Below are 22,316 nucleotides of genomic sequence, written 5' to 3'. Positions count from 1 at the left end.
ATTTTGCTGTCAAAAATTTGAGCCTCCCTCATTCTAATTCCTATGTAATAATTTTGTTCAATATATTTTTCTCGAGGGAGAACAAGATGAATAAAAAAAAGATTTCAAAAAATGATAACTCTACCCAAATTGAGTATGAGTATTTAGAAAACAACAAAGCAAATAAAGTAACTAATACCGAATTTAAATTTCCTTTGAATATATTAAATGCTGAACCAGCGGAAGAAAGCGAATATACAACGCTTTTTTATGTTGATTTAAGCACTGTAGAATCGCCCAATAATTATATTTTTTATCAGGAATATAACCAAATTTCAGATGAACACAGATCAAATGTTAAAATAATAGATATTAATGATTCGAATCATCCTGTATTTCAATTCCTACCCGAAGAAATTAAAAATGATAATGTTTTTTTATGGAAATCACATCATGCAAATAATATATTAGTCAAATCTATTAATATAAAAGAGATAGTTGGTCTACAACAAAGCTATAATTTTCATATAAAAGAAGGTATTAAACTCACAGAAACTTTGAATCAAGGTGTTATTACGATTTCAAAAGTATCAAGCACTGTTGGAAAAGTATTTACGGTTTTAGGAACTCTCGGAGGCTACGCATCTGCTGCAGGATCAGCATTTTCAGCCGCTAAGTCACTCCTAGGTATGTTTATTCCAGAATTAAAAGAACCCTCTATTGCCGATGTATTAAATAAGCTAGAGGAAATAAGGGCTGAATTTAAAGCGGCTATAGAGCAACTTAAGTCAGAAATTAAACTCCTTTTAAAAGAGGCTTTTATCAATGATTATATTACAAAAACAAGAATGTATATTGAAGCTACCGCTCAACTATCTGAAAGTTATTTTAAAACATATGTTACCTTGATTCAGCAAGAGGGAACTGAAAAATTTGACGAAAAAAGTTTATTAGGTCATTTATTTAATTCTCAAAATTCTTATTTTAATTTTTTATTCAAACAGCTAACAGACCCATCTAGTACAGACGCTATTTATAATGCCATTAATATTATTATTGATAAGAACTATGTAAAACAAACAATTTTAGCAAAACCAAATGAAAAATACGACGCAACCCGAGTCTATACGGAGAATGGTGCAAATTGGAGTGAGTCTGTAAATGTTATTGGAGCTTTAGATTTTTCATTGCCTGATTATTACAGCGAAACAAGTGGCTATGACGCTACTTATGTTTTAAAAGCTTCAACAAAGGTATTTGCAAATCTTGTTGAAAGTTTCATTTTTGTTTCACAACATCTTTTAGATTATTATGTGACACAAGAACTTGATAAACAAAAACCTACTTATGCTATTTTACGCCCCCAAATTGAAACTGCTTTTACAGAGATTGATAAAAGATTAACAATAATAATTTCGACTTGGGAAGAATATTATAGACAATCCGTGCAAGAAACTGAAAATTATGCTCTTAGACTCTGGAAAAATATGTTCTACACAGCTGCGGCTAAAGCCAAATGTGTGAGCCTAACATTTCGGAGAGGCTACCCAGGAACGCACAAAGATTTTGTCTCAGGAATAGGCTCTCGTTACAATCAAAGCAAATTTTGGAAAACAGATTCCTATGGCTATGCTACTTATGAATTTGCCATTAGAAAAGATTACTCAGATTCAGATGCTTCAACTGGTTATAATAGCATTATGTCACACACTTCACTTTGGTCATTGCAGCAAGGTCTTTACAATGGATGGGGAAGAGAAGGATGGGGACTTTCTCCACGTGGACGAAACGCTTGGACATACAATTATATTACAGAACTGCATGAACTTCGCCCCAAAATAGCCATTATGGTATGGAGTGAAAGTCATAAAAATCATATTAAAAAAATGCTCGATTTCGACTCAACAATAGATTCATTAAAAAGATTAAAAGCATCTGTACAGAAAACTCAATCCACTTGGTTTAAAGATAATGAATACTACCCATTAGCAAGAAGACAAAGTGTAGATATTTATGAGTTTTCCAAGGGCATTAATTTAAATAAATTTATATACAATCAGCCTAATATTTTTCCAGCTTCAATCGTTACTCAAACTGAAGATTCTTTAGTTAATATGAACTATGTAGCGTCTAATAAAATTAAACTTGGCTTTAGATATGCACATCGACTTGGACTCAGTAAACAAGATATTGTTTGGAATTCCCAAGAAAATCCAGCGCCATTAACTGGTTCATATATTGTAAACATTCCAAAATATTCAAGCCAAATGCTTATTAATCAACAATCAATTCCCTACGCTGAAATATATATAAAAGCTAAATCAAATAATTATTTGGTCAATAAAGTAGACTATGATAAAATTAAATGCAATTTAACAGGAATAGATCCTTTAGAAGATTTAATTAAGGCGCATCCGCTTTTTTCACTCGATAAAGATTTAATAAACTCAACCCTTGCAACATATCCAAGCTTATTAAGAAGTATACATAAAGATATCTCTTACAATCGACTTGATTTAGATTTTGGAAATTGGACAAACACAATTCAAGCAAGCCTAAGCTCTACAAAAAGTTTTAGAGTTTCAGTTGGAATACGTCCATTGTTTAAAAATGAAAAGGATATTATTTTATTTGGAGATATTGCCTGGCTATATTCAGAAGCAAATAAATTTGCTTACCGAAATCATTTAAGTTCAAATGGAACAAGCATATATCATAAGTTTCATTTTAAAGGCCTTCCACGTATGACCTTTAATAAAATTGAAAACACAGCAAACTCTGTAGTAAATCTAAAAAATTGTGGTTTTCAAATTGTTTATTCCTATTATATTTATGACTCCGTCGCAAGTAGCCCTAAATTAAACATCACTTCAAAATTAGATTACCCAATTTATAGTAGTGGAACTGGAATTGCATATGAATGTATAGAAAAATCCTATGATGCTTCACCCATTGAAATTATACTTGGAAAATCGATTTGGCTGAGTTAAAAAAGATTTTTAATAATTAAACTCTTTTTAGACAATATAATTAATGAAGTTATAGCAACTAAAATAAATAAAAAAGACGATGCAATAATCAGATATCGATAACTTTCTGGCGATCCTCCCAAAAGTGCAAGTGAAAAGCCAGAAATAGGCATGAATATAAAATTCAGTAAAAGTATAATGCCGATAGCACTTGAAAAAACTTCTTTAGGAATAAAGCTCACACGCATTGTTCGCATAAAAACCGTATAAAATCCATCTGACAGAAAAAGTCCTGCATACAATAATCCATATATCCAAACATTATGAAAAACTGCTAATGAGACATTACAGATAAAAAACAATAAAACACCTAAAGTGCCTAGGGAAAATAAACTATATTTACTTAAATAAAGAGGAATAATGACAAAACTAAATAAACCTAAAATACCCGAAGCTGTTCCGAGCACCCCAGCCATTTGAGCAGAGCTGCCAAGGCCTTCTTTCAAATAACCAGCACTTCCTGAAAGGACAATTCCAAGGGAAAAATTCATAGTGATCGATATTGCAATCAATGCCAAAATATTTTTTGACTTTAAAACAAAAAAAACACCTTCAAGTATTTGCTTCTTGGTCTGTTTATGTAGAATTTTTAAATCAATATTTTTTATATCATCTAAAGATATATTTTTAATAAGTTTACTTTTACTCGAAAATAAAAATCCACATAAAAAAATTCCTGATAACGTAAAAATAAATGCACTTGAATTAAAATTAATTAGCAACAATGCGGCAAGACCAGGAGCAATTATTTGGGTTCCTAAATCGAGTCCCTGTAATACCGTATGCAATTTTGGCAAGTCATGCATTGTTACCAGACGCGGCGCTAAAGATTCAAAAGAAACAAAAGCCATTTCATGAAAGAACCCAACTGCTCCGCCTAATATTCCAAAAATTAATGCTATTGTTGAGTGCGATGTTATAGGAAAGAATAAAATAATTCCTGCAATAAAAGTAACGATAAAGCGAAAAATATCAGAACTTAATAACAATCTACGTGGACCAAAAATATCTGCCGCAGCACCACTTAGTGGCATAGCTATTAATCTTGGAATCCATTCAATTGCAAAAGCTAAACCAGAAGCAGACATACTTCCGGTTAATTGAAAAACTAAAATGGGAATTCCATAAACCAAGGCTTGATCGCCCAAGGAACTACAAAACCGTACTGTTAATATTGGAAGGAGATTTTTCATTAATGCTCTCACACAATTCAAAAATAGGTCTAAAATTTTTAATTGTTTTTTTAATTGCTTCTTTTAAACTCTCTAAATTATTACTTCGATATCTAAAACTAGCAAGCATATTCTCATTTTCATCTAAAAAAAGCTGCTCGTTCTCAACCGACATTATTTTTGAACTATAAATTTCTTGAATTCTCTCTTGATCGAATTGAATTTCAAGTAATTTTTTATTAACTGGATAAGGTATCATTAGAAATCCAGCCACAGTATCTTCAAGTTTCTCCATTGCCAATTTAATTTTCGTTTTTATTATTAATTGCATCCATATATCAAATAAATTTATTTTAAATACATCTCTCATAATCCAAGGAATTTCTCCCCCACCTATTCTCATTCCTACTTCTAAAAATATTGGCTCGTCAGCAATAAAAATCTCCAAATGAAAAACATTATTGCTCGCATTTAAATGCTTCAAACACAATTTTGCAAAATCAATCAATTTTTCTGATTTTTTAGTATTTTCAAGCGTATATGATGCCAAAGGGTGTCCTTTTTGAAAGGATAAACATGTTCCGATATATTGACTTACTTTAGCAAACTTCAATTCTCCATCTTGGACAAAACCATCAATATGCCCAATGGGTGCTGAAATATATTCTTCAACTTCATACTCAAAAAGTTGCGACTGAATTGTCGGATAAATATTTTGCACGTCTAATTCTGTGAAGCAAATAAATACGCCAATACTTGCAGCTTCTCGCAGAGGTTTTAATACAATTCCATTTTTACAAGATATTAAAAATTCTATTATATCATTTAAATCATTTGGAATTTTCCATTTTGGCACACGAATTGAAAAACGAGAAAGCCTTTCCTTCATTAAGTTTTTATCACGCCAAAGTAAAACTTTATCTAAATTGTCGCCTGGTATTAGAAAAAAATCTCTTAATTGGGCAGCAATAATTAAATCATATTCTGAAAAAGCAATTAACTCATCAAAGACTAATTTATTTTCAGTTGAAGAGTTTTTTAAAATCAGATCAATCATAAGCTCTTTGCAGGAATTATAATTCAAATCCTTTGAAATTCTGTAGTCATTTGGAGAATTACTATCAATTGATTTTTCATTCCCAATCAATATAAGCATATATATTTCAAATTGATTCTCTGGCAGATGTTTTCGATAGTCAGAAAACTCATCGTTCCATCGATTTATAATCAGAATTTTTTTTTTCATACATTTATCTTTTAAAAAAAATTAAGTTCGTAAAAATGTTTCATCTCATTTTCAAGTTCAATAGTATCTTCCCCAAAAAAACGAGCTGTGCATATTCGATCCCTAAAATCACCATAAATATAAGGGTCATTAGTTATATTCCAATGAATTTCTTTTAAATATTTCCAATTTATAGAATTCACTCTTTGCTCAATTTTATGTGGTAAGAACTCCTGATTTCTTAATAAAAAGCAAATTCCTGCTGCACCCTGCCACAATTGTGGGTTTTCAATTTTCTTCAATAGAATAGAGTCTAGAGCAGATTTAAAAAATGAAATCCCGCGTGCTTCGGAAATTAATTCAGGCAAATGATCTCCAGCTAAGCGTGCACCAATTTCCATTAAAATTGGGCGCTTTCGTTTATTACAATACCTCAATTCTGCGTGAAAGGGGCCCATATCAATGCCCAAAGCCAAAACAACCTGCTTACAATAAGAAATCATTTTTTCAGCATTTTCTAGATTATTAAAATCACTCACAATATGACCAATTTCAACAAAACCAGAAGCACCACCTAAAACTTTTCGAGTGACAGACCAAATATAAATTTCTCCGCTCAGAGAGTCCACAATTCCTTCAATACTAAACTCATCTCCATCAATATATTCTTCGATTAGTAGTTCTTTTGATACTTCAAGATCTAAGTCATTATCGTTTGAGCTTCTTATTTTACTTATTTTATGTGATAAATCTGCAAAAGATAATACTTTATATACATGCATACTACCTGACATATTAACAGGTTTAATAATCGCTGGAAAAGAAAAATCAAGTGGAATATCTAATTCTGTTTGCTCCGATTTTAAAAATATATAACTTGGAACTTCAACATTTTTTTGAGTTAATCTTTCTCGCATTAAATTCTTAATACGACAACATCTTGCATTTTCAACATTTAAAGATTTAATATTTAGATTTTTAGATACTATCGAGCAAACTTCAACATAATATTCAAACCCTGGAATAACTGCATCAAATGTAATATTTTTCTCATTTGCAAATCTATGAGTTTCAAAATATACATTTTCTGCCGACATAGAATCACATTTAATAATCCCTGCAATTTTATTTTTAAATACATCCGGGATATTTCTTTCCGCAATTTCAGCTGATGCAATCCATATTTTATATCCATCAGCTAGCGCTTGTTCAACAAGCTTTAAGCCAGAGGATTGAGGCTCAACAATAAGAATGTGTTTCATAACATTATCTTTCTAAATACTAACTATTAATTCCAACAGAGAGCGCTAATTCATCAAAATACATAGAAATAAGTTTTATACAATTAATAATTGTATCTTTTGCAATTTGTGCATCTTTTTCACTTTTAATCGCACGCGAAACAATTTTAAACATCATCGCCGGATGATCTTCATTTATATCTGTATTTATGTGACTCTTAGCACCTTTTGTTTTTTCTTTCCCTAAGTTTTTTATTGCTTTATCAGTGATAAAACCATTATAACTTTGTCCATAATATTCCAAAACCCAATCCCAAACGATTGCAGGTAATGCACCATATTTTGACACCTGTAAGTTAAGATACCCCATTAATAAATCTGTTGAAAAAAATGTTTTTGTTTTTAAAGCAGTTTCTCTGGATAAACCCATTTCTTTTAAATCATGTAAAAATAAATCATCATGACAAAGTTCATCATAAAGATAATAAGTAAAATCTTTTGCAAGAATATTATCTTGATTTAAGCACTTTTTAATAGCGTAACAATCCAGTTCATTATTCATAATAATTCTATTGACACACTCTACCATATGTCTTCTATAGTATTCATTATTAAATGTTTCTTTTGTATGAAATTCATAAGTATATTTATTATTTTTAAATAGAATACTAAATTCATCTTGAAATAATTTCTTAGCTTCTTCAAAGGAAAAATATTGCATAAAATACTCCTTCAACGATTTATTATTAAATTCATTCATTTTAAAAACTAATTTTTTTTATCTTTTCTTAAATATTTTGTCAATCACTTGTATCGATTTATTTTATAAAATTAGGATTTAATCACAAAAGGTTAAAAACATCTATTGTTTAAAATACTTATAAAAGAAGATGCTATTAATAAAGATCAAATAATAAAAAAGAACAACTTTCATCTTTTGTAACAAGAGTAATTTCTGACTCTTGGCTAATAGCAAGCCCATCTCCTTGCTCAAGTTGCTCCCCATTGACATTTAATTTCCCAAATGCAATTTGCAGCCAAACATGACGTGCTGGTAAAATAGAAAATTTTAAATTCTCATTTTTATCGAAAATTCCGCGGTACAATTTTACATCTTGTTTTATGGAAAGAGAATCTTCTTCTCCCGTTGGAGAGACAACAAGCTTTAATTTTTCTTTGCTAGATGAAAAATCTTTTTGTGCATACCTTGGCTCTATACCATTTACGGATGGTTCAATCCAAATTTGTAATAAGTGAAGTAAATTCTCTTTTGAATGATTAAATTCAGAATGCTGTATTCCACTGCCAGCACTCATTATTTGCACTTCACCAGGACGAATAACTGAACCCGTTCCAAGGCTGTCCTTATGTTCAAGCGCACCTTCTAAAACATAGGTTACAATTTCCATGTTTCTATGCCCATGAGTTGGAAAGCCTTGGGCTGCTTCAACTTTATCTTCATTAATAACTCTAAGTTTCCTAAATCCCATATGCTCTTCATCATAGTAGCTGCTAAAAGAAAAAGTATGTTTTGCATGCAACCAGCCATGCTCTGCGCTTCCTCTGTCGTGACTTTTACGTATGCGCAGCATATTCTTATTCCTAAGTGAGAGTTGCGATCATAATTGCTTTTATAGTGTGCATTCTATTTTCAGCTTGATCAAACACGCCACTGTTTTTTGACTCAAAAACCTCTTCAGTTACTTCCATACCTTTTACAGCTGGAAGACAATGTAAAAATAAAGTCGATTCATTTTCTGTTGCACACATAAGTTTATTATTTATTTGATATGGTTTTAAAATTTCTATGCGTTCTTTACATTCTGGATTATTTTCTTCTCCCATAGATATCCAAACATCCGTATATAAACAATCTGCACTTTTAACTGCGCGTACTGGATTGTCAGAAAACTCTAATTCGGCTCCTGTTTCTTTTATTATTTTTTCACATTGCGAAATAATTTCACTATAAGGTCTTCTCGACTTTGGTGAACAGACAACAAAAGACATTCCCAATTTACAAGCCATTATCATAAGAGAATGAGCCACATTATTTGCGGCATCTCCTAAATAAACAAGTTTTTTCCCTTTTAGTTCGCCTATTTTTTCTTGCAAGGTCAACATATCTGCAAATGCTTGGGTTGGATGATGATCATCTGTTAATGCATTCCAAACAGGTATTTGTGAAAACTGAATTAGATTATTTAATGTTTCTTGTTTAAATCCTCTGAACATTATTCCATCATACATTCGGCCAAGAACTCTTGCTGTATCTTTTGTACTTTCCTTTTTACCAAAGTGAATATCACTTTTATTTAAAAACTCTGGATGAGCACCTTCATCAAAAGCTGCGACGGTGAAGGCGCTGCGTGTGCGTGTGCTCGATTTTTCAAAAATAAGAGCTATATTTTTATTTGCTAGCCTTTTTGGAAATATCTTTTCTTTCTTTTCTTTTTTAACTTTATGAGAAAGCTCTAATATGAAATTAATTTCATCAACTGAGTAATCTAATAAGGTCGAGAGTGAACGTCCAGTTAAATTCATTGTTAAGACCTCATAGTATTGTATAATGTAGCAATCGAAAAGGCTTTTACAGATCTTAATGTCGAGAGCACAGGAATTTTATATTGGATAGCATATTTTGAAATTTCTGAAACTTCACAATTATTATCACTAATTCTAAAATTTAATGGTGATATTATCATTATTATTTCTTGATTTTTTATTTTATATTTTATTTCTTCAAGTTTAAATTTAAATTTAGAATAGGAAATAAAATCAAAATTATCTTTTAAAATTGAATGAAAAATATTGAAATAATTTTCAATTTTACTTTCATCTCCAAGATACAAAACAATACCACTTTTATTTAATTTTAAGCCTGCAGATAAATATCCTTTATAAAGCATTTCATTGAAATCATGTGAACTTGACATAACCTCACCTATTGAGCGCATTTCTGGTCCAAGTACAGGGGTAAAATCAGGAAATTTTTGAAATGGAAAGACCGGAACTTTTATATTGAATTTATTTAAACAATGCTGAGGTATATTTGTATTTAGTTCATTTATTTTTTTACCTAAGCAAACAAATGCAGCATTTTTTGCCATTGGAATTTCAGTTGCTTTTGAAACAAATGGAACAGAGCGTGAACTGCGAGGATTGACCTCAAGCACATAAATTTCATTTTGATACAAAGCAAACTGAATATTCATGAGTCCAATCGTTTTTAATTCTAAAGCTAACATTTTAGAAATGATATTTATTTTATCAATATTATTTTGGCTTAAACTATAAGAAGGAATAACACACGAACTGTCACCAGAGTGAATTCCTGCTTCTTCAATGTGCTCCATTATTGCAGGAATAAAAATATTCTCTCCATCACAAATTAAATCCACATCAAACTCAATTGCATTTTCTAAATATTTATCTATCAAAACAGGTTTGCTTGAATCAATTTTTAGGGCATTTTTAAAGTAACTTAATAATTCTGACTCATTAAATACAACTGCCATTCCTTTACCACCTAAGACAAAAGAAGGGCGCACCAGAACGGGATAATTAATTCTATTTGCTACTCCTATGGCATCTTCTGCACACATAGCTGTCCCAAATGCAGGAGCTTTAATACTAAGTTTTGTAAGAATTTTACCAAATAAATTTCTATCTTCTGCAAGTTCAATTGCAGAATAAGATGTTCCTAAAATTCGAAAGCCTTTTTGTTCGATTGCCTTGGCAAGCTTTAATGGGCTTTGTCCCCCAAACTGAATAAAAACACCATAAGGATTTTCTTCTGTTAATATATCAAGAATATCTTCTTCTACTAAAGGTTCCATATAAAGTTTATCAGAGATATAAAAATCAGTACTTACAGTTTCAGGGTTAGAGTTTATTAAAATGGCTTCATAACCTAATTCTTGTACGGCTTTTACTGCATGCACACATGAGTAATCAAACTCAACTCCCTGCCCAATTCGATTTGGCCCACTGCCTAAAATGACAATTTTTTTGTTATTAGAAATTCGATTGTCATTTTGTTCTTCATATGTTTTAAAATAATAAGGTGTTTGCGCTTCAAATTCACCTGCACAAGTGTCAACCATTTTAAAAGTGGGTTTAATAGAAAACTCTTTTAATAAATTTTCTATTTTTAAAATTGAATTTTTTGTTAAATTTGCAATTTGTTTATTACTAAATCCATCTTTTTTAGCTTGAAATAATATCGATCTCGATATTTCACTATTACTCTGAGTCAAAATATTTTCTTCATGAATTAATTCTTGAAGTTGATATAAAAACCATTTACCGATTCCTGTTAATTCATAGATTTTGTCTATTGAAAAACCTAAATAAAAAGCATCTTTAATATATGAAAAAAGAGCAGGAGTCGGCGTTTGCAAAAGATTTTCTAATTCATTTACTGAGAATTTATTTTTTGAGTTCTGCCAGCCATCAATATTTTTTTCGAGAGAGCGCCAAGCTTTTTGAAATGCATCTTTAAAACTTCTACCAAATGCCAATCCTTCTCCAACAGATTTCATTTGAATGCCAAGCTTTCCATCTACGTCATTATATTTATCAAAATCCCAGCGAGGAATTTTAACTACAACATAATCAATAGTCGGCTCAAATGCTGCGCTTGTTACGTTGGTTATTTCATTTTTAATCTCATCTAAGGTTAAGCCAATGGCAAGTTTTGCAGAAATACGTGCAATTGGATAACCAGTTGCTTTTGAAACAAGCGCTGAACTTCTTGAAACCCTCGGATTCATTTCTATCACTACGGTTCGACCATTGTCTGGATTAATTGCAAATTGAATATTTGCTCCACCGGTTTCCATGCCAATTTCTTTAAATATAACTTTAGAACATTCACGTAGCTTTTGGTATTCTTTATCTGTTAATGTCATACAAGGAGCAACCGTAACAGAGTCTCCTGTATGCACTCCCATTGGATTCACATTTTCAATTCCACAAATAACAACAAAATTTCCGGCTCTATCACGCATGACTTCTAATTCATATTCTTTCCAACCGATAATTGATTCTTCAATTGATATTTCGGCATGCTCACTTGCAGAAAATGCAGCATCAACTAATTTTTCAAATTCATTCTCGTCAAATGCTATCCCCCCTCCTGTTCCTCCTAGAGTAAAAGATGCGCGAATAATAAGTGGATAAGAGAGTTCTTGCGCAAGCTTTCTAGCTTGTTCCTTAGTTGAAACAAGATCTCCTCTGACAACATCATAACCCAGAGAAGTGACTAAGCTTTTAAATTCTCGTCTGTCTTCTGCTTTATCAACAGTTTCTGCTTTGACACCAATAGCTTTTACTTTATATTTTTCTAAATCACCTTTTTTATGTAATTCCATAAAAAGATTTAATCCCACCTGCCCACCCATTGTGGGTAAAATTGCATCTGGTCTTTCGAGTTCAATTATCTTACAAATAAACTCATGTGTTAAAGGCTCGATATAGACTTTATCTGCTGTTTCTTTATCCGTCATAATTGTTGCAGGATTTGAATTTATGAGAACAACTTCATAACCTTCATCTCTTAATGCAAGACATGCTTGTGTACCTGAATAATCAAACTCACAGCCTTGACCAATTTGTATTGGACCAGAACCAATAATAAGGATTTTTTTAATATCAATTAACTTAGGCATTTATAACATCCTTATTTTTATTTCTATTCTTATTCATGTCATTAATAAACTCTTTAAATATATATTCAGCATCACGAGGACCTGGATTTGCCTCAGGATGAAATTGAACAGAAAAAACAGGGAGGTTCTTATGGCGAATCCCTGCAAGTGTCCCATCGTTTAAATGTACATGTGTGACATTAAATATATCTTCAAATTCCGAAATATCTAAAATATAATTATGATTTTGTGAGGTCATTAAAACTTTCGATTCACTTCTATCTAAAATTTTTACAGGGTGATTTATTGCATGATGTCCAAAGTTTAATTTTTTTGTTTTCGCACCAAATGCAAGTCCTATCAATTGATGTCCTAAACAAATGCCGAAGCTTGGAAACAAGGGTAAAAGCTCTTGCATGACACTTAATATTTTTGAATCATTTGCAAGCTGTGCAGGATCCCCCGGACCATTGCTAAAAAAAAGGCCATCCGGTTGGATGGCTTTAATATCTTCAGCAGAACAATCATACGGAAATAAAATCGGATCGCAGTTTAATGCAACCAATGAATTCAAGATACCTTGCTTTATTCCAAAATCGAAAACAGCAACCTTATATTTTTTGTTTTTATTAGATGTATTTTTAATAGATTTAACATTATTATTTTTATAAATTTCTACGGCATTTTTATGATTTAATGCTTTTGAACTGTCTAATTTCTTTGTCAAAGATTTTATATCAAAATCAATATTTGAAATAATACCTTTTAAGCAACCTTCGTTCCTTATTTTTTGAGTGAGAAAGCGAGTGTCAATTCCAAATAAAGCACATTTATTTTGCTTCTTTAAATATTCATCAAGCGATACTTTTGCACGATAGTTATCAGGAATCTGAGAAATTTCCTTACAGATCATCGCTTCAGCATGCATATGACTTGACTCTAAATCTTGATAATTAATTCCAGTATTACCAATATGACTTGTAGTAAAAACGACAATTTGTCCTAAATAAGAAGGATCTGAAATAACCTCTTCATAACCCGTCATAGCTGTATTAAAAACAATTTCGCCACTCACTTCACAAGTTGCTCCCAGACTTTGCCCATGCACAACCGTCCCATCTTCCAATAGAAGAATCGCTTGCATATTTTCTCCAAATTTTTCTGATTTTAAATAATAATAAAGCTAAAGAACTCAACGAAATTGCAAGTTCCACCGAGCCAAAAATTGGATTATTCTTACACCAACCATTTTATTAGTCAAGTTATTCTTTTTTAAATTTTTGTTTCGATGCAATTAAAAACTCAGATAGCATTTTCAGAATAATTGGCATGAGAGCTAAGACTATAAGTAACAAGAAAAAATTTGGTGAAACAATATTATTTAAACTTTTAATTTCTTCAATTTTACTGCTTGCATATACATAGGCAATAACATGGGGTAAAGTCCCAATTTGTGTGATTAAAAAAAATTGCCAAGTGGGCATATTTGTGATCCCCATTCCTGTATTTACAACGACCCCCGGTATTATCGCAGAAAATCGGATTGAGAGAAGGTAAACCCAACCATCTTTTTCAAATCCCTTTACAATATTTTGGATTTTTGTATTTGTTTTCGATTTAAAAAACTTATGAAATATATATCGAGTCACCAAAAATGATGAAGTATATGCAAAAGTTAATAAGAATGAAAAATACAAAGTGCCTTTATAAAATCCGAATAATGCACCAGCAAATAAAACATATGCAGATGCTGTAAATGGAATATAGAAAATTGTTAACAAATAAAATGAAATTCCATAAACTAAAAAAACCAAAATCGGATATTGGTCAGCAATTGATTTTAAAGTTGCTACACTGCTTTGGAAAGATTCCATTACAAGGATATCAACCTCATTATTTTGATTACTGGCTGAATTTAAAACTCGACTGAGAGCAAAAAATATTAATAGTATAGCTATAAAATAGAAATTTTTTCTCATTGCATTTCCTTTACAAGATTTTAGATGCAAAATTAAAATCTTGTATGTATAATTTGATGCCTTGGTTAGGAAAATAAACTTTCCTTTTCCATTTAGACATACACCAAAAATCGAAGGAAAAATAATGTCAGCATCAAAGCAATCAGAAAATTTTGGCAAATGGAAATCTCCCATAACTGCAGAAATGATAGCAAGTAAATCTATTTCCTTTAACGATATACATATGGATCAAGGTATTCTCTATTGGTGTGAATCCAGACCCGAAGACAAGGGACGCAATGTCATTGTTTCAAGCGACGAGAATCAGAAATATACAGACGAAACCTCCAGTGAATTTAATGTTGGAACATCAGTGCATGGTTATGGCGGAGGAGCCTTTTATATCAAAAAACAAATGCTCTACTTTGCAGATATGAAAACAGGTTTAGTTTATCAAAAAAATATCTCAAACCAAAAAATAAAAGCTATTGTTGAACCAGGCGAGTATCGCTATGCAGATTTTTGTTCCGATCCTGAGCACAAATTTTTATATTGCATTCGTAAAGATGATACGGGAAAAAATCAATTTCCAACCACAGAAATTGTGAGAATTTTCATTGAAAATAAAAAGGTTGAAGTTCTTTTAACGGGAGCAGACTTCTATAGTAATGTAACTATCAGCCCAAATGGAAAAAAAATATCTTGGTTGCAATGGGATCACCCTAACATGCCCTGGGATGCAACCGAGCTTTGGCTAGCAGACATTTCAGAAGACGGAAGTTTAATTAATAATAAAAATCTATCTGAAGAGAAGAAACAATCCTATTACCAACCAACATGGTCTCACGATAGTCAACTCTTTGTTTCTTCAGATAAAACAGGCTATTGGAATATATATCAATATTCTGACAAAAAGTTCATTAATTTATATGAGAGAAATGTAGATTTTGGAAGACCAATGTGGATTACTGGAACCCGTTGTTTTGAGTTTTTATCGGCGAATGAAATTATTTGCTGTTATTCAGAAAATGGCATATGGAAAACAGGCACTCTTCGACTCGATAATAAAGTTTTTACTGAACATAACAATTCTCTCACATGTATTTATAATATTGTAGCTGAAAATAATAGAGTTGCTTTTATTGGAGGTAATCCAACTCTTGCCCCTGCGATAATAATATCAAATAAAAATAACTTAAATTCTATAGAAATTTTAAGAAACTCTATTGATAAATCAATTGAGAATGAATTTATTTCTTTACCCGAACTTATAAAATTCCAAACCCGTGATCTCAAAAAAGCTTATGCGTTTTATTATCCCCCAAAAAATCCTCTCTATTGTCCAAAAGAAAATGAACTCCCTCCTCTTATTGTTAAAGTTCATGGAGGTCCTACTGCAAATGCCGACTATATGCTCACTCCAAAAATTCAATATTACACAAGTCGTGGCTATGCCTATGTAGAAGTGAATTACAGGGGCAGTACGGGCTATGGGAGAGAGTATAGAGATCAATTAAAAGGAAAGTGGGGCATAATTGATGTAGAGGATTGCATAGATTGCGCTCTCTACTTATGTGAATTAAAAAAAGCGGATAAAGATAAACTTATTATTTCTGGAAGCAGCTCTGGAGGGTTTACGGTCTTATCTTCACTTGCATTTCATAACGTTTATAAGTGTGGTTCATGTACATATGGAATTGCTGATCTTATTGCTATGACAGAGCATATTCATAAATTTGAAGCTTATTATGATCAAGGGCTTTTAGGTGGATCAGTACAAGATACACGAGAAATTTACTTTAATAGATCACCAATAAATTCTGCTCATAAAATTAAAAGCCCAGTTATTTTTTTCCATGGTGACAAGGATCCTGTTGTGCATGTAAGTCAAACATACAAAATAGCGGACGCTCTGAATAAAAATAATATTTACAATGAGACATTTATTTTTAAGGAAGAAGGACATGGTTTTAGAAACGCTGAAAACATTGTTATATCTTTAACTAAAGAATTAGATTTCTACTCAAAAGTATTATAAAATATTTTTTATATATCGACATGGATAAGTGAGTTTACCTCACTCTCTTATATTTAGATCTTATTATTTTTAATAGTCTTAACCCTAGCATTTATGTAATTATTACTACTATAAATTGTTTCATTTTACAAATAATAATCTCAGAAAATTTCTAAATTTCCTCATATATCTATTTAAATTCAGTTTTATTTTAATTTAATAGAAAAAATGTTAAAAACAAAATTACATAAAAAAGCACTTTTTTATGTAGATTAAATTATTTATTTTTAACATTATTTAATTAAAAAATATTCAAATATTTAAAACAAAAAAAATAATTATAACTATAAATAATTAATATTTTTAAAGAATACCAAAAAAATATTAAGTATTTAGCTATTAATTTCTTTAAAAAATGATTCAGAGAAATAAAAGACAAAGTATTGCAATTAATGTGTAAGGAAGCGCTCCTAAAAATAAATACAATGGACTGATACCATCTTCACCACAACTTTTATTTAATATCCCATAGCCAATTGGGTTTGGCGCATTTGCAATAACCGTTAAGCCACCTCCTGCAACAGCACCAGCTACTAATGAGTATTTAAATGTATCTGACAAATTTGGCACCAAAGTTCCTAAGTATGTTAACGCAGCATTATCAGTAACAGCGGTCAGAGCTGTTGTTCCAAAAAATAAAGAAAGAGGATTTAGATAATTTACAAGCGGAATAAGCCACCATTGCTGTAAAGATCCTAAAGTAACAATTCCTCCTAAAAAGAAACCAACGAGAAGACTTTCTCTTATTTTTAATGAATCATGATATTCTTTAGTAACCTCAAACCAGCCTATAAAGAGTAAAAAGAGTGGAACTAAAAATGAAATATATTTATGATAGACAATGCAAAGAACGAGAAAGCCTACATTCACTCCAACTATCCAATAGGGAGTTCTTTGTTTTCGCTCATTTGTTTTTGGATATTTATTTGTTGCAATAATTTCTTTACGAAAATAGAATGCTGTTAAAACAGTTCCAATTAAAATAGCAATTGCCGATTTCCAACCAAAATTCATAAACATAAAAATAGCATCCCACTTCCAAGGAGCTGCTACTATTAGTACAGGAGGAGCAGCGAAGTGAGTTAATGTTCCACCAATTGAAATATTTACAAATAAAAGCCCAAGCATTGCATATTTAAATTTAATATTATTTGTTTTTAAAAAAAAGTGTTCTTGCAATAGTAATGCTGAAACGGTCATAGCCACTGGCTCAGTAATAAGAGAGCCACTTAACGTTCCAAATATAAAAATGCTGCTAAATAATGTAATTTTAAATGGAATAAATAATATCTTTGAAAAGAATTTTGATAATAAATTAATTCCTCTATCCGCCATAAACATAACAGGCTTTGTGGCAGACATGCACATGATTATGAAGACAAATATTGGCTCTTTAAAGTCAATCTCATTCAAAAAATCAAGTGAAGCTTGCATTCCTAATAATGCAGATAAAAAGGCCAGAAAAATAAATGCCCAAAATCCAAAAACAACTTCAACTTCCCCAAGAAAGTGGAGTACTTTTTCAGACATTGATCCTTTGGGTCGCCTATGTGAGAGAGCAACAATTCGACTTGAACAAAAAGTATGCAAAACAGCTAAGATAAAAATAACTGTTACACTATAAATTACAATATTATTTTGAAGTAACGTAGGGATAATTGAAGTTTTGTCAATACATTCGATAGTCATTCTAAAAAATTTTCCTTGCAGATTGAGAAGATCTTTGTAATGTTTGCAATTGCCTCGTATTCACAAAGGATCTTTACATGAAATACGCATTCGTTCTTTTTGATGCTGATGACACTCTCTTTGATTTTAATAAATCTCAAGAAATTGCCTTTCGGCAAACCGTCTCACATTTTGCCATCAGTTACCATACCGATGTTTTATATTCGGAATTTAAAAAAACAAATCGAGTTCTCTGGAAAGAACTTGAAAATGGATTAATCAGCGGAAATGATTTAAGAATATCACGATTCGAAAGAATTTTTGACGCTCATAATATAAAACAAGATCCTAAACCTTTTAGCGACTTCTACTTGCAAAAGATTGCTCAAGGCACCCATTTAAAAGCAGGTGCATATGCAATTTGCGAGTTTTTAAAATCCAATCAAATAAAAATTGGCATAATAACAAATGGTTTTACCGACATTCAAAAGAGTAGGTTTTCACTTTCTGAATTAAATCCATTTTTTGATTTTGTTACAATATCTGAAGAGTGTGGGTATAGAAAACCATTCGAAGAAATATTTCAACTTGCTCTTAATAAATTTGGGAATGCTCGCAAGGAAAACACTCTAATGGTTGGTGATAATTTAAATGCAGATATTTTAGGTGCACAATTATTTGGAATAGATAACTGCTGGTATCATCCTCAAGGAGGATCTCCACATAACGAAATAACTCCAACTTATATTATTTCAGAATTAATAGAATTAAAAAAAATAATAAATAAAAAATGAAAGATTAAAATTAAATATTAATCTTTCATTTTACGAAATGCTAACGAAACATTTGTTCCACCAAAGCCAAACGAGTTTGAAATAACAGTATTTACATTACGTCTTACCGCTTTATTGGCAGTGTAGTTGAGATCACACTGATCACCTGGATTTTCAAGATTTATTGTTGGCGGAATTATACCCGTTTTCATTGCCATGATAGAAAAAACGGCTTCAATTCCTCCGGCCGCTCCTAATAAATGACCTGTCATACTTTTTGTTGAACTTACATTTAATTTATATGCATGCTCACCAAAAACAGTCTTAATTGCTTGAGTTTCGCACAAGTCACCTTGATCAGTAGATGTACCATGTGCATTTATATAATCGACTTCTTCAGGCTTTAATCCTGAAGTCGTCAGTGCTTGTTGCATTGCACGCGCACCACCTTCGCCACCTGGAGCAGGTGAAGTAAAATGATAGGAGTCTCCTGAGGCACCAAAACCAACCAACTCACAAAGAATATTTGCTCCACGTGCTTTAGCATATTCATAATCTTCTACAATAAGAACTCCTGAGCCTTCACCCATAATAAAGCCAGAACGATCTTTATCAAATGGTCGTGATGCTTTTTCAGGAGTGTCTTTAAAATCAGAACAAAGTGCTTTCATTTGTCCAAAACCAGCATAAGCAACGAGACTGAGGGCAGACTCTGCTCCTCCACAAATCATAGCCTTTGCTCTCCCTGTTTGAATATACATAAAAGCATCACCAATAGAGTGACCAGCACTTGAACATGCCGTTGCCGTACAAATATTTGGACCTTTGGCGCCTGTCTCTAAAGAAACAACGCCAGCTGCCATATTTCCGATAAAGCCGGGAATTGTGAATGGAGAAACTCTTTTTATTCCTTTGGTGCGCGCAGTGAAAGATTGATCTTCAAGATACCCTAGAGCACCAATACCAACTCCAATAGCAACTCCAACATCATTTTGATTGCTTGCATCGAGTTTTAAATTAGCATTTTTTAATGCCATTTTTGACGCCGCAACTGCGAGATGAACAAAGCGTTGGTTTCTTTTAGCTTCTTTTTCATCCATGAAATCAGCTGCATTAAAATTTTTGACTTCCCCAGCAATTGTCACACAATTTTCAGGAGGTTCAAACATTGTAAGCTTGCCAATACCACTTTTTCCTGCAATTGCATTCTCCCAGCATTCCTCTAAATTATTGCCGATTGGACATACGATTCCAAGACCAGTAACGACGACACGTTTCATCAAGCAAACCTCTCAATTCAAAAAAGGACTTATTAATCCTGACTAGCTCATCACAAATAAACATGCTAGTTATGCATAACTGTAAGCCAGCCAGAGCACCAACAACTGTCGGTATACACTATAACAACTTTATGTGAAATACGAAGAGCAAGGAACCCAACAATGTTAGATCTAAAACACAAAATACTCTCAAAAAAAGCAATACTTTGGGATTTTGACGGATGCCTTTGCGACTCTGAACGCATTCACTTCCTCGCTTATGCAAAAGCTTTCGCACAATTTGGTCACACTCTCAACGAGTATGATTATTATGATACTTTTACACACACTGGAGCAGGAGTTGCAAAAGAAATTGAAACTTATAATATTAGCTGCAACCTCGAAGAAATAAGAAAAGAAAAGGCAAAACACTACTGGGAACTTATTTCTAAAGGAGCCGCTAAAATATATCCCGAAATTCCAGAAATTCTATCTATCTTAAAAATAAACGGACATGTCAATGCCATAGCAAGCAATAGTCCCGCTGAAGAAATAAATCTTATATTATCCCAACAAAAAGATAAATTGTGCATCGATACTGTAGTTGGTATTGAACCAGGTATGCGTAAAAAACCATTTCCAGACCTCTATAATAAAGCTCTCAATGTACTTAATATTTCTCCAAGCGAAGCCCTTGTGATTGAAGATTCAGAGCGAGGCCTACTTGCTGCACAGACTGCAGGTTGCGAAGCTATTTGGATTAAAACAGATTTAAACGATCGTTTTGAAACAAAAGCAAATCATTTTTCACGCTTAACGCATAAACAATTAATCTCAATATTAAAGTGATAAAGAAAAAATATGTGGATGGATAATTGGGTATTAAATTTACCTAAGGAATTATGGCCAAAATATTCAATTAATAATGCCGTAAAATCTCCTTTTTTATTTCGATTTTTTGAAACAAAAAAAGATGTAGTTGTTTTATCAAGTTCTAATAAAGTCAATAAAGAAGTAAATCAAGAAGAGTGTCATAAAAACAATATTCCCATCTTAAGAAGAAAAGGAGGAGGAGGAACTGTCGTTCTAGGACAAGGTTGCCTCATTTTAACATTTGCTTTTTATGGAAAAGATGTTTTTGGTAATAGTAGATATTTTCAAATGATTAATCAAATGTGGATCAATGCTCTTGAAAAAGCAGGATGTCCTAAATTAACCCAACAAGGAATTAGCGACATCAGTTATTTTAATAAAAAAATTGCTGGAACAAGTATTTTCAGAAAAAAACATTTACTTGTTTATCAAGGAAGCTTACTTGTTAATCCTAATTTAGAACTTATTTCAAAACTACTTTGCCATCCATCTCGCGAACCTGATTACCGTGGAGGCCGTTCTCACGATCAGTTTTTAACAACAACACAAAATCTTGGATGTAAATTAAATGCCTCAGAATTAGCAATTTTTTGTCATAAATACTTTGAAGAAAATGTTTCTCAATACTTTAAAAATGACGTTTTAATATGAATCAATTCTTGATTGCCCTGAATTAAATATATCTACACTTGGTTTTCCCTTATAACGAATATTACAATTTCCATAAGCTGTGCCAACCAAGGTTTGTTTTGCACAAAGACTCACTTGCGAAGAATGATTACAAGATACAGCAATGGATTGAGCTTCAAGTTCAACTGCATTAATTTGCGCACTACCAAATGCTGTTACTTTAAAACTATCAATAAACCCACTCATATAACATGAACTTGCATCTGTCCCTTCAAAAACAAAACTTCCACCATGCAGATCTAACACACTCGCTTGAACGGTATCTCGAATAAAAAGTGAATTTAATATATGTGTGTGAATTATTATATGACTTCTATTTGGGTGCGAAAAACCATCTTCCATATGAATGAATAATTTACCAAAAGAGTTTACTTCAGTTATTATTCTTGGAAGAAAATCTCCCTTCGTTTTAACCTCTAATCCTTGGGCTTTTCCAACAAAAATTTCAACATCAAAATTATTTGCAACCGCAATTGATGAAAAATATCGGACAACACGACTTTGATTAAACATACTCATTGCTTTATCCTTTAAGAACTTTTTATAATAAATATTTAAAAACTATTTTATTTTAAGAAGAGCTTATTAAAAAAACGTTTGCGTGCAGTCTGCTTTACTAAAGTAACAAATGATAATTTGATGTCAATAGCTACCGTAAATTTTCTTAATGAACTCGCAATTAGAAGTTGACTCTCTTCTTTTCATTTGCTACTAGATTCCA

Annotated in this window: 17 protein-coding genes; 5 read left to right on the top strand and 12 right to left on the bottom strand. The window is 31.7% G+C overall.

The genetic code is table 11. The features are described 5' to 3' along the window. The first annotated feature begins 86 nt into the window (after positions 1-86). Positions 87-2,969 carry a hypothetical protein gene (locus GCL57_RS12400; protein WP_152213670.1) on the top strand — a complete coding sequence of 961 codons (2,883 nt, stop codon included), beginning with the start codon at positions 87-89 and terminating at the stop codon, positions 2,967-2,969. Here the strand turns inward: GCL57_RS12400 and GCL57_RS12395 are convergent. From GCL57_RS12395 to GCL57_RS12355, 9 genes are all read right to left on the bottom strand, one after another. Continuing rightward, positions 2,966-4,201 carry an MFS transporter gene (locus tag GCL57_RS12395; protein ID WP_152213669.1) on the bottom strand — a complete coding sequence of 412 codons (1,236 nt, stop codon included), beginning with the start codon at positions 4,199-4,201 and terminating at the stop codon, positions 2,966-2,968. The genes GCL57_RS12400 and GCL57_RS12395 overlap by 4 nt on opposite strands. Next, a complete protein-coding gene (locus GCL57_RS12390) occupies positions 4,161-5,426 on the bottom strand; it encodes an ATP-grasp domain-containing protein (RefSeq protein WP_152213668.1) in 1,266 nt (421 codons plus the stop codon). Before GCL57_RS12390 ends, GCL57_RS12395 begins: the two co-directional genes overlap by 41 nt. Positions 5,427-5,437: 11 nt before the next feature. Continuing rightward, on the bottom strand, positions 5,438-6,667 hold the full coding sequence (locus GCL57_RS12385) for an ATP-grasp domain-containing protein (RefSeq protein WP_152213667.1): 1,230 nt from the start codon (positions 6,665-6,667) through the stop codon (positions 5,438-5,440). A gap of 19 nt (positions 6,668-6,686) precedes the next feature. Then, positions 6,687-7,367, bottom strand: coding sequence for a hypothetical protein (locus GCL57_RS12380; RefSeq protein WP_152213666.1), 681 nt, complete (start codon positions 7,365-7,367; stop codon positions 6,687-6,689). A 175-nt stretch (positions 7,368-7,542) separates the two neighbouring features. Further along, positions 7,543-8,238 carry a pirin family protein gene (locus GCL57_RS12375; RefSeq protein WP_152213665.1) on the bottom strand — a complete coding sequence of 232 codons (696 nt, stop codon included), beginning with the start codon at positions 8,236-8,238 and terminating at the stop codon, positions 7,543-7,545. A gap of 10 nt (positions 8,239-8,248) precedes the next feature. Continuing rightward, positions 8,249-9,190, bottom strand: a complete 942-nt coding sequence (argF, locus tag GCL57_RS12370; RefSeq protein WP_152213664.1) for an ornithine carbamoyltransferase — start codon at positions 9,188-9,190, stop codon at positions 8,249-8,251. A gap of 2 nt (positions 9,191-9,192) precedes the next feature. Continuing rightward, positions 9,193-12,318: a carbamoyl-phosphate synthase large subunit gene (gene carB, locus GCL57_RS12365; protein WP_152213663.1), complete on the bottom strand. Its 3,126-nt coding sequence runs from the start codon at positions 12,316-12,318 to the stop codon at positions 9,193-9,195. Continuing rightward, positions 12,311-13,441, bottom strand: coding sequence for a glutamine-hydrolyzing carbamoyl-phosphate synthase small subunit (carA, locus tag GCL57_RS12360; RefSeq protein ID WP_152213662.1), 1,131 nt, complete (start codon positions 13,439-13,441; stop codon positions 12,311-12,313). The genes carB and carA overlap by 8 nt, the downstream gene beginning before the upstream one ends. A 118-nt stretch (positions 13,442-13,559) precedes the next feature. Further along, positions 13,560-14,276 carry a TVP38/TMEM64 family protein gene (locus GCL57_RS12355; RefSeq protein ID WP_161597746.1) on the bottom strand — a complete coding sequence of 239 codons (717 nt, stop codon included), beginning with the start codon at positions 14,274-14,276 and terminating at the stop codon, positions 13,560-13,562. Positions 14,277-14,400: 124 nt separating this feature from the next. On the opposite strand from GCL57_RS12355, the gene GCL57_RS12350 reads away from it, so the two are divergent. Continuing rightward, positions 14,401-16,293 (top strand): S9 family peptidase, encoded by a 1,893-nt coding sequence (locus tag GCL57_RS12350; protein WP_152213660.1) that lies wholly within the window; start codon positions 14,401-14,403, stop codon positions 16,291-16,293. A gap of 399 nt (positions 16,294-16,692) precedes the next feature. Here the strand turns inward: GCL57_RS12350 and GCL57_RS12345 are convergent, their stop codons facing one another. Then, the gene (locus GCL57_RS12345; protein WP_152213659.1) at positions 16,693-18,021 is read right to left on the bottom strand and encodes a putative Na+/H+ antiporter; all 1,329 of its coding nucleotides are present in this window, start codon (positions 18,019-18,021) and stop codon (positions 16,693-16,695) included. 77 nt (positions 18,022-18,098) lie between these two features. On the opposite strand from GCL57_RS12345, the gene GCL57_RS12340 reads away from it, so the two are divergent. Beyond that, on the top strand, positions 18,099-18,794 hold the full coding sequence (locus GCL57_RS12340) for a YjjG family noncanonical pyrimidine nucleotidase (protein WP_152213658.1): 696 nt from the start codon (positions 18,099-18,101) through the stop codon (positions 18,792-18,794). Between the two features lie 17 nt (positions 18,795-18,811). Here the strand turns inward: GCL57_RS12340 and fabF are convergent, their stop codons facing one another. Further along, on the bottom strand, positions 18,812-20,053 hold the full coding sequence (fabF, locus tag GCL57_RS12335) for a beta-ketoacyl-ACP synthase II (protein WP_152213657.1): 1,242 nt from the start codon (positions 20,051-20,053) through the stop codon (positions 18,812-18,814). Positions 20,054-20,215: 162 nt separating this feature from the next. Here fabF and GCL57_RS12330 point away from each other — a divergent pair, with 162 nt between their 5' ends. Next, positions 20,216-20,881 carry an HAD family hydrolase gene (locus GCL57_RS12330; protein ID WP_152213656.1) on the top strand — a complete coding sequence of 222 codons (666 nt, stop codon included), beginning with the start codon at positions 20,216-20,218 and terminating at the stop codon, positions 20,879-20,881. Between the two features lie 18 nt (positions 20,882-20,899). Beyond that, a complete protein-coding gene (locus GCL57_RS12325; RefSeq protein WP_161597745.1) occupies positions 20,900-21,556 on the top strand; it encodes a lipoate--protein ligase family protein in 657 nt (218 codons plus the stop codon). On the opposite strand, the gene GCL57_RS12320 is transcribed toward GCL57_RS12325, so the two are convergent. Continuing rightward, positions 21,548-22,114 (bottom strand): GIN domain-containing protein, encoded by a 567-nt coding sequence (locus tag GCL57_RS12320; RefSeq protein WP_152213654.1) that lies wholly within the window; start codon positions 22,112-22,114, stop codon positions 21,548-21,550. The genes GCL57_RS12325 and GCL57_RS12320 overlap by 9 nt on opposite strands. Between the last annotated feature and the right edge of the window lie 202 nt (positions 22,115-22,316).

Source organism: Fluviispira multicolorata, from assembly GCF_009208585.1.
In the GTDB taxonomy this organism is placed as follows: Bacteria; Bdellovibrionota_B; Oligoflexia; order Silvanigrellales; family Silvanigrellaceae; genus Silvanigrella; species Silvanigrella multicolorata.
Note: the sequence above shows the minus strand (reverse complement) of the source record. Positions and strands in the feature narration are given on the sequence as shown.

Coding starts and splice junctions, on each gene's coding strand:
- GCL57_RS12390 (WP_152213668.1), bottom strand. CDS start 5,426: ATGAAAAAAAAAATTCTGATTATAAATCGATGGAACGATGAGTTTTCT.
- GCL57_RS12375 (WP_152213665.1), bottom strand. CDS start 8,238: ATGCTGCGCATACGTAAAAGTCACGACAGAGGAAGCGCAGAGCATGGC.
- GCL57_RS12355 (WP_161597746.1), bottom strand. CDS start 14,276: ATGAGAAAAAATTTCTATTTTATAGCTATACTATTAATATTTTTTGCT.
- GCL57_RS12400 (WP_152213670.1), top strand. CDS start 87: ATGAATAAAAAAAAGATTTCAAAAAATGATAACTCTACCCAAATTGAG.
- GCL57_RS12330 (WP_152213656.1), top strand. CDS start 20,216: ATGTTAGATCTAAAACACAAAATACTCTCAAAAAAAGCAATACTTTGG.
- carB (WP_152213663.1), bottom strand. CDS start 12,318: ATGCCTAAGTTAATTGATATTAAAAAAATCCTTATTATTGGTTCTGGT.
- argF (WP_152213664.1), bottom strand. CDS start 9,190: ATGAATTTAACTGGACGTTCACTCTCGACCTTATTAGATTACTCAGTT.
- GCL57_RS12380 (WP_152213666.1), bottom strand. CDS start 7,367: ATGCAATATTTTTCCTTTGAAGAAGCTAAGAAATTATTTCAAGATGAA.
- GCL57_RS12385 (WP_152213667.1), bottom strand. CDS start 6,667: ATGAAACACATTCTTATTGTTGAGCCTCAATCCTCTGGCTTAAAGCTT.
- GCL57_RS12325 (WP_161597745.1), top strand. CDS start 20,900: ATGGATAATTGGGTATTAAATTTACCTAAGGAATTATGGCCAAAATAT.
- fabF (WP_152213657.1), bottom strand. CDS start 20,053: ATGAAACGTGTCGTCGTTACTGGTCTTGGAATCGTATGTCCAATCGGC.
- GCL57_RS12345 (WP_152213659.1), bottom strand. CDS start 18,021: ATGACTATCGAATGTATTGACAAAACTTCAATTATCCCTACGTTACTT.
- GCL57_RS12395 (WP_152213669.1), bottom strand. CDS start 4,201: ATGAAAAATCTCCTTCCAATATTAACAGTACGGTTTTGTAGTTCCTTG.
- carA (WP_152213662.1), bottom strand. CDS start 13,441: ATGCAAGCGATTCTTCTATTGGAAGATGGGACGGTTGTGCATGGGCAA.
- GCL57_RS12320 (WP_152213654.1), bottom strand. CDS start 22,114: ATGAGTATGTTTAATCAAAGTCGTGTTGTCCGATATTTTTCATCAATT.
- GCL57_RS12340 (WP_152213658.1), top strand. CDS start 18,099: ATGAAATACGCATTCGTTCTTTTTGATGCTGATGACACTCTCTTTGAT.
- GCL57_RS12350 (WP_152213660.1), top strand. CDS start 14,401: ATGTCAGCATCAAAGCAATCAGAAAATTTTGGCAAATGGAAATCTCCC.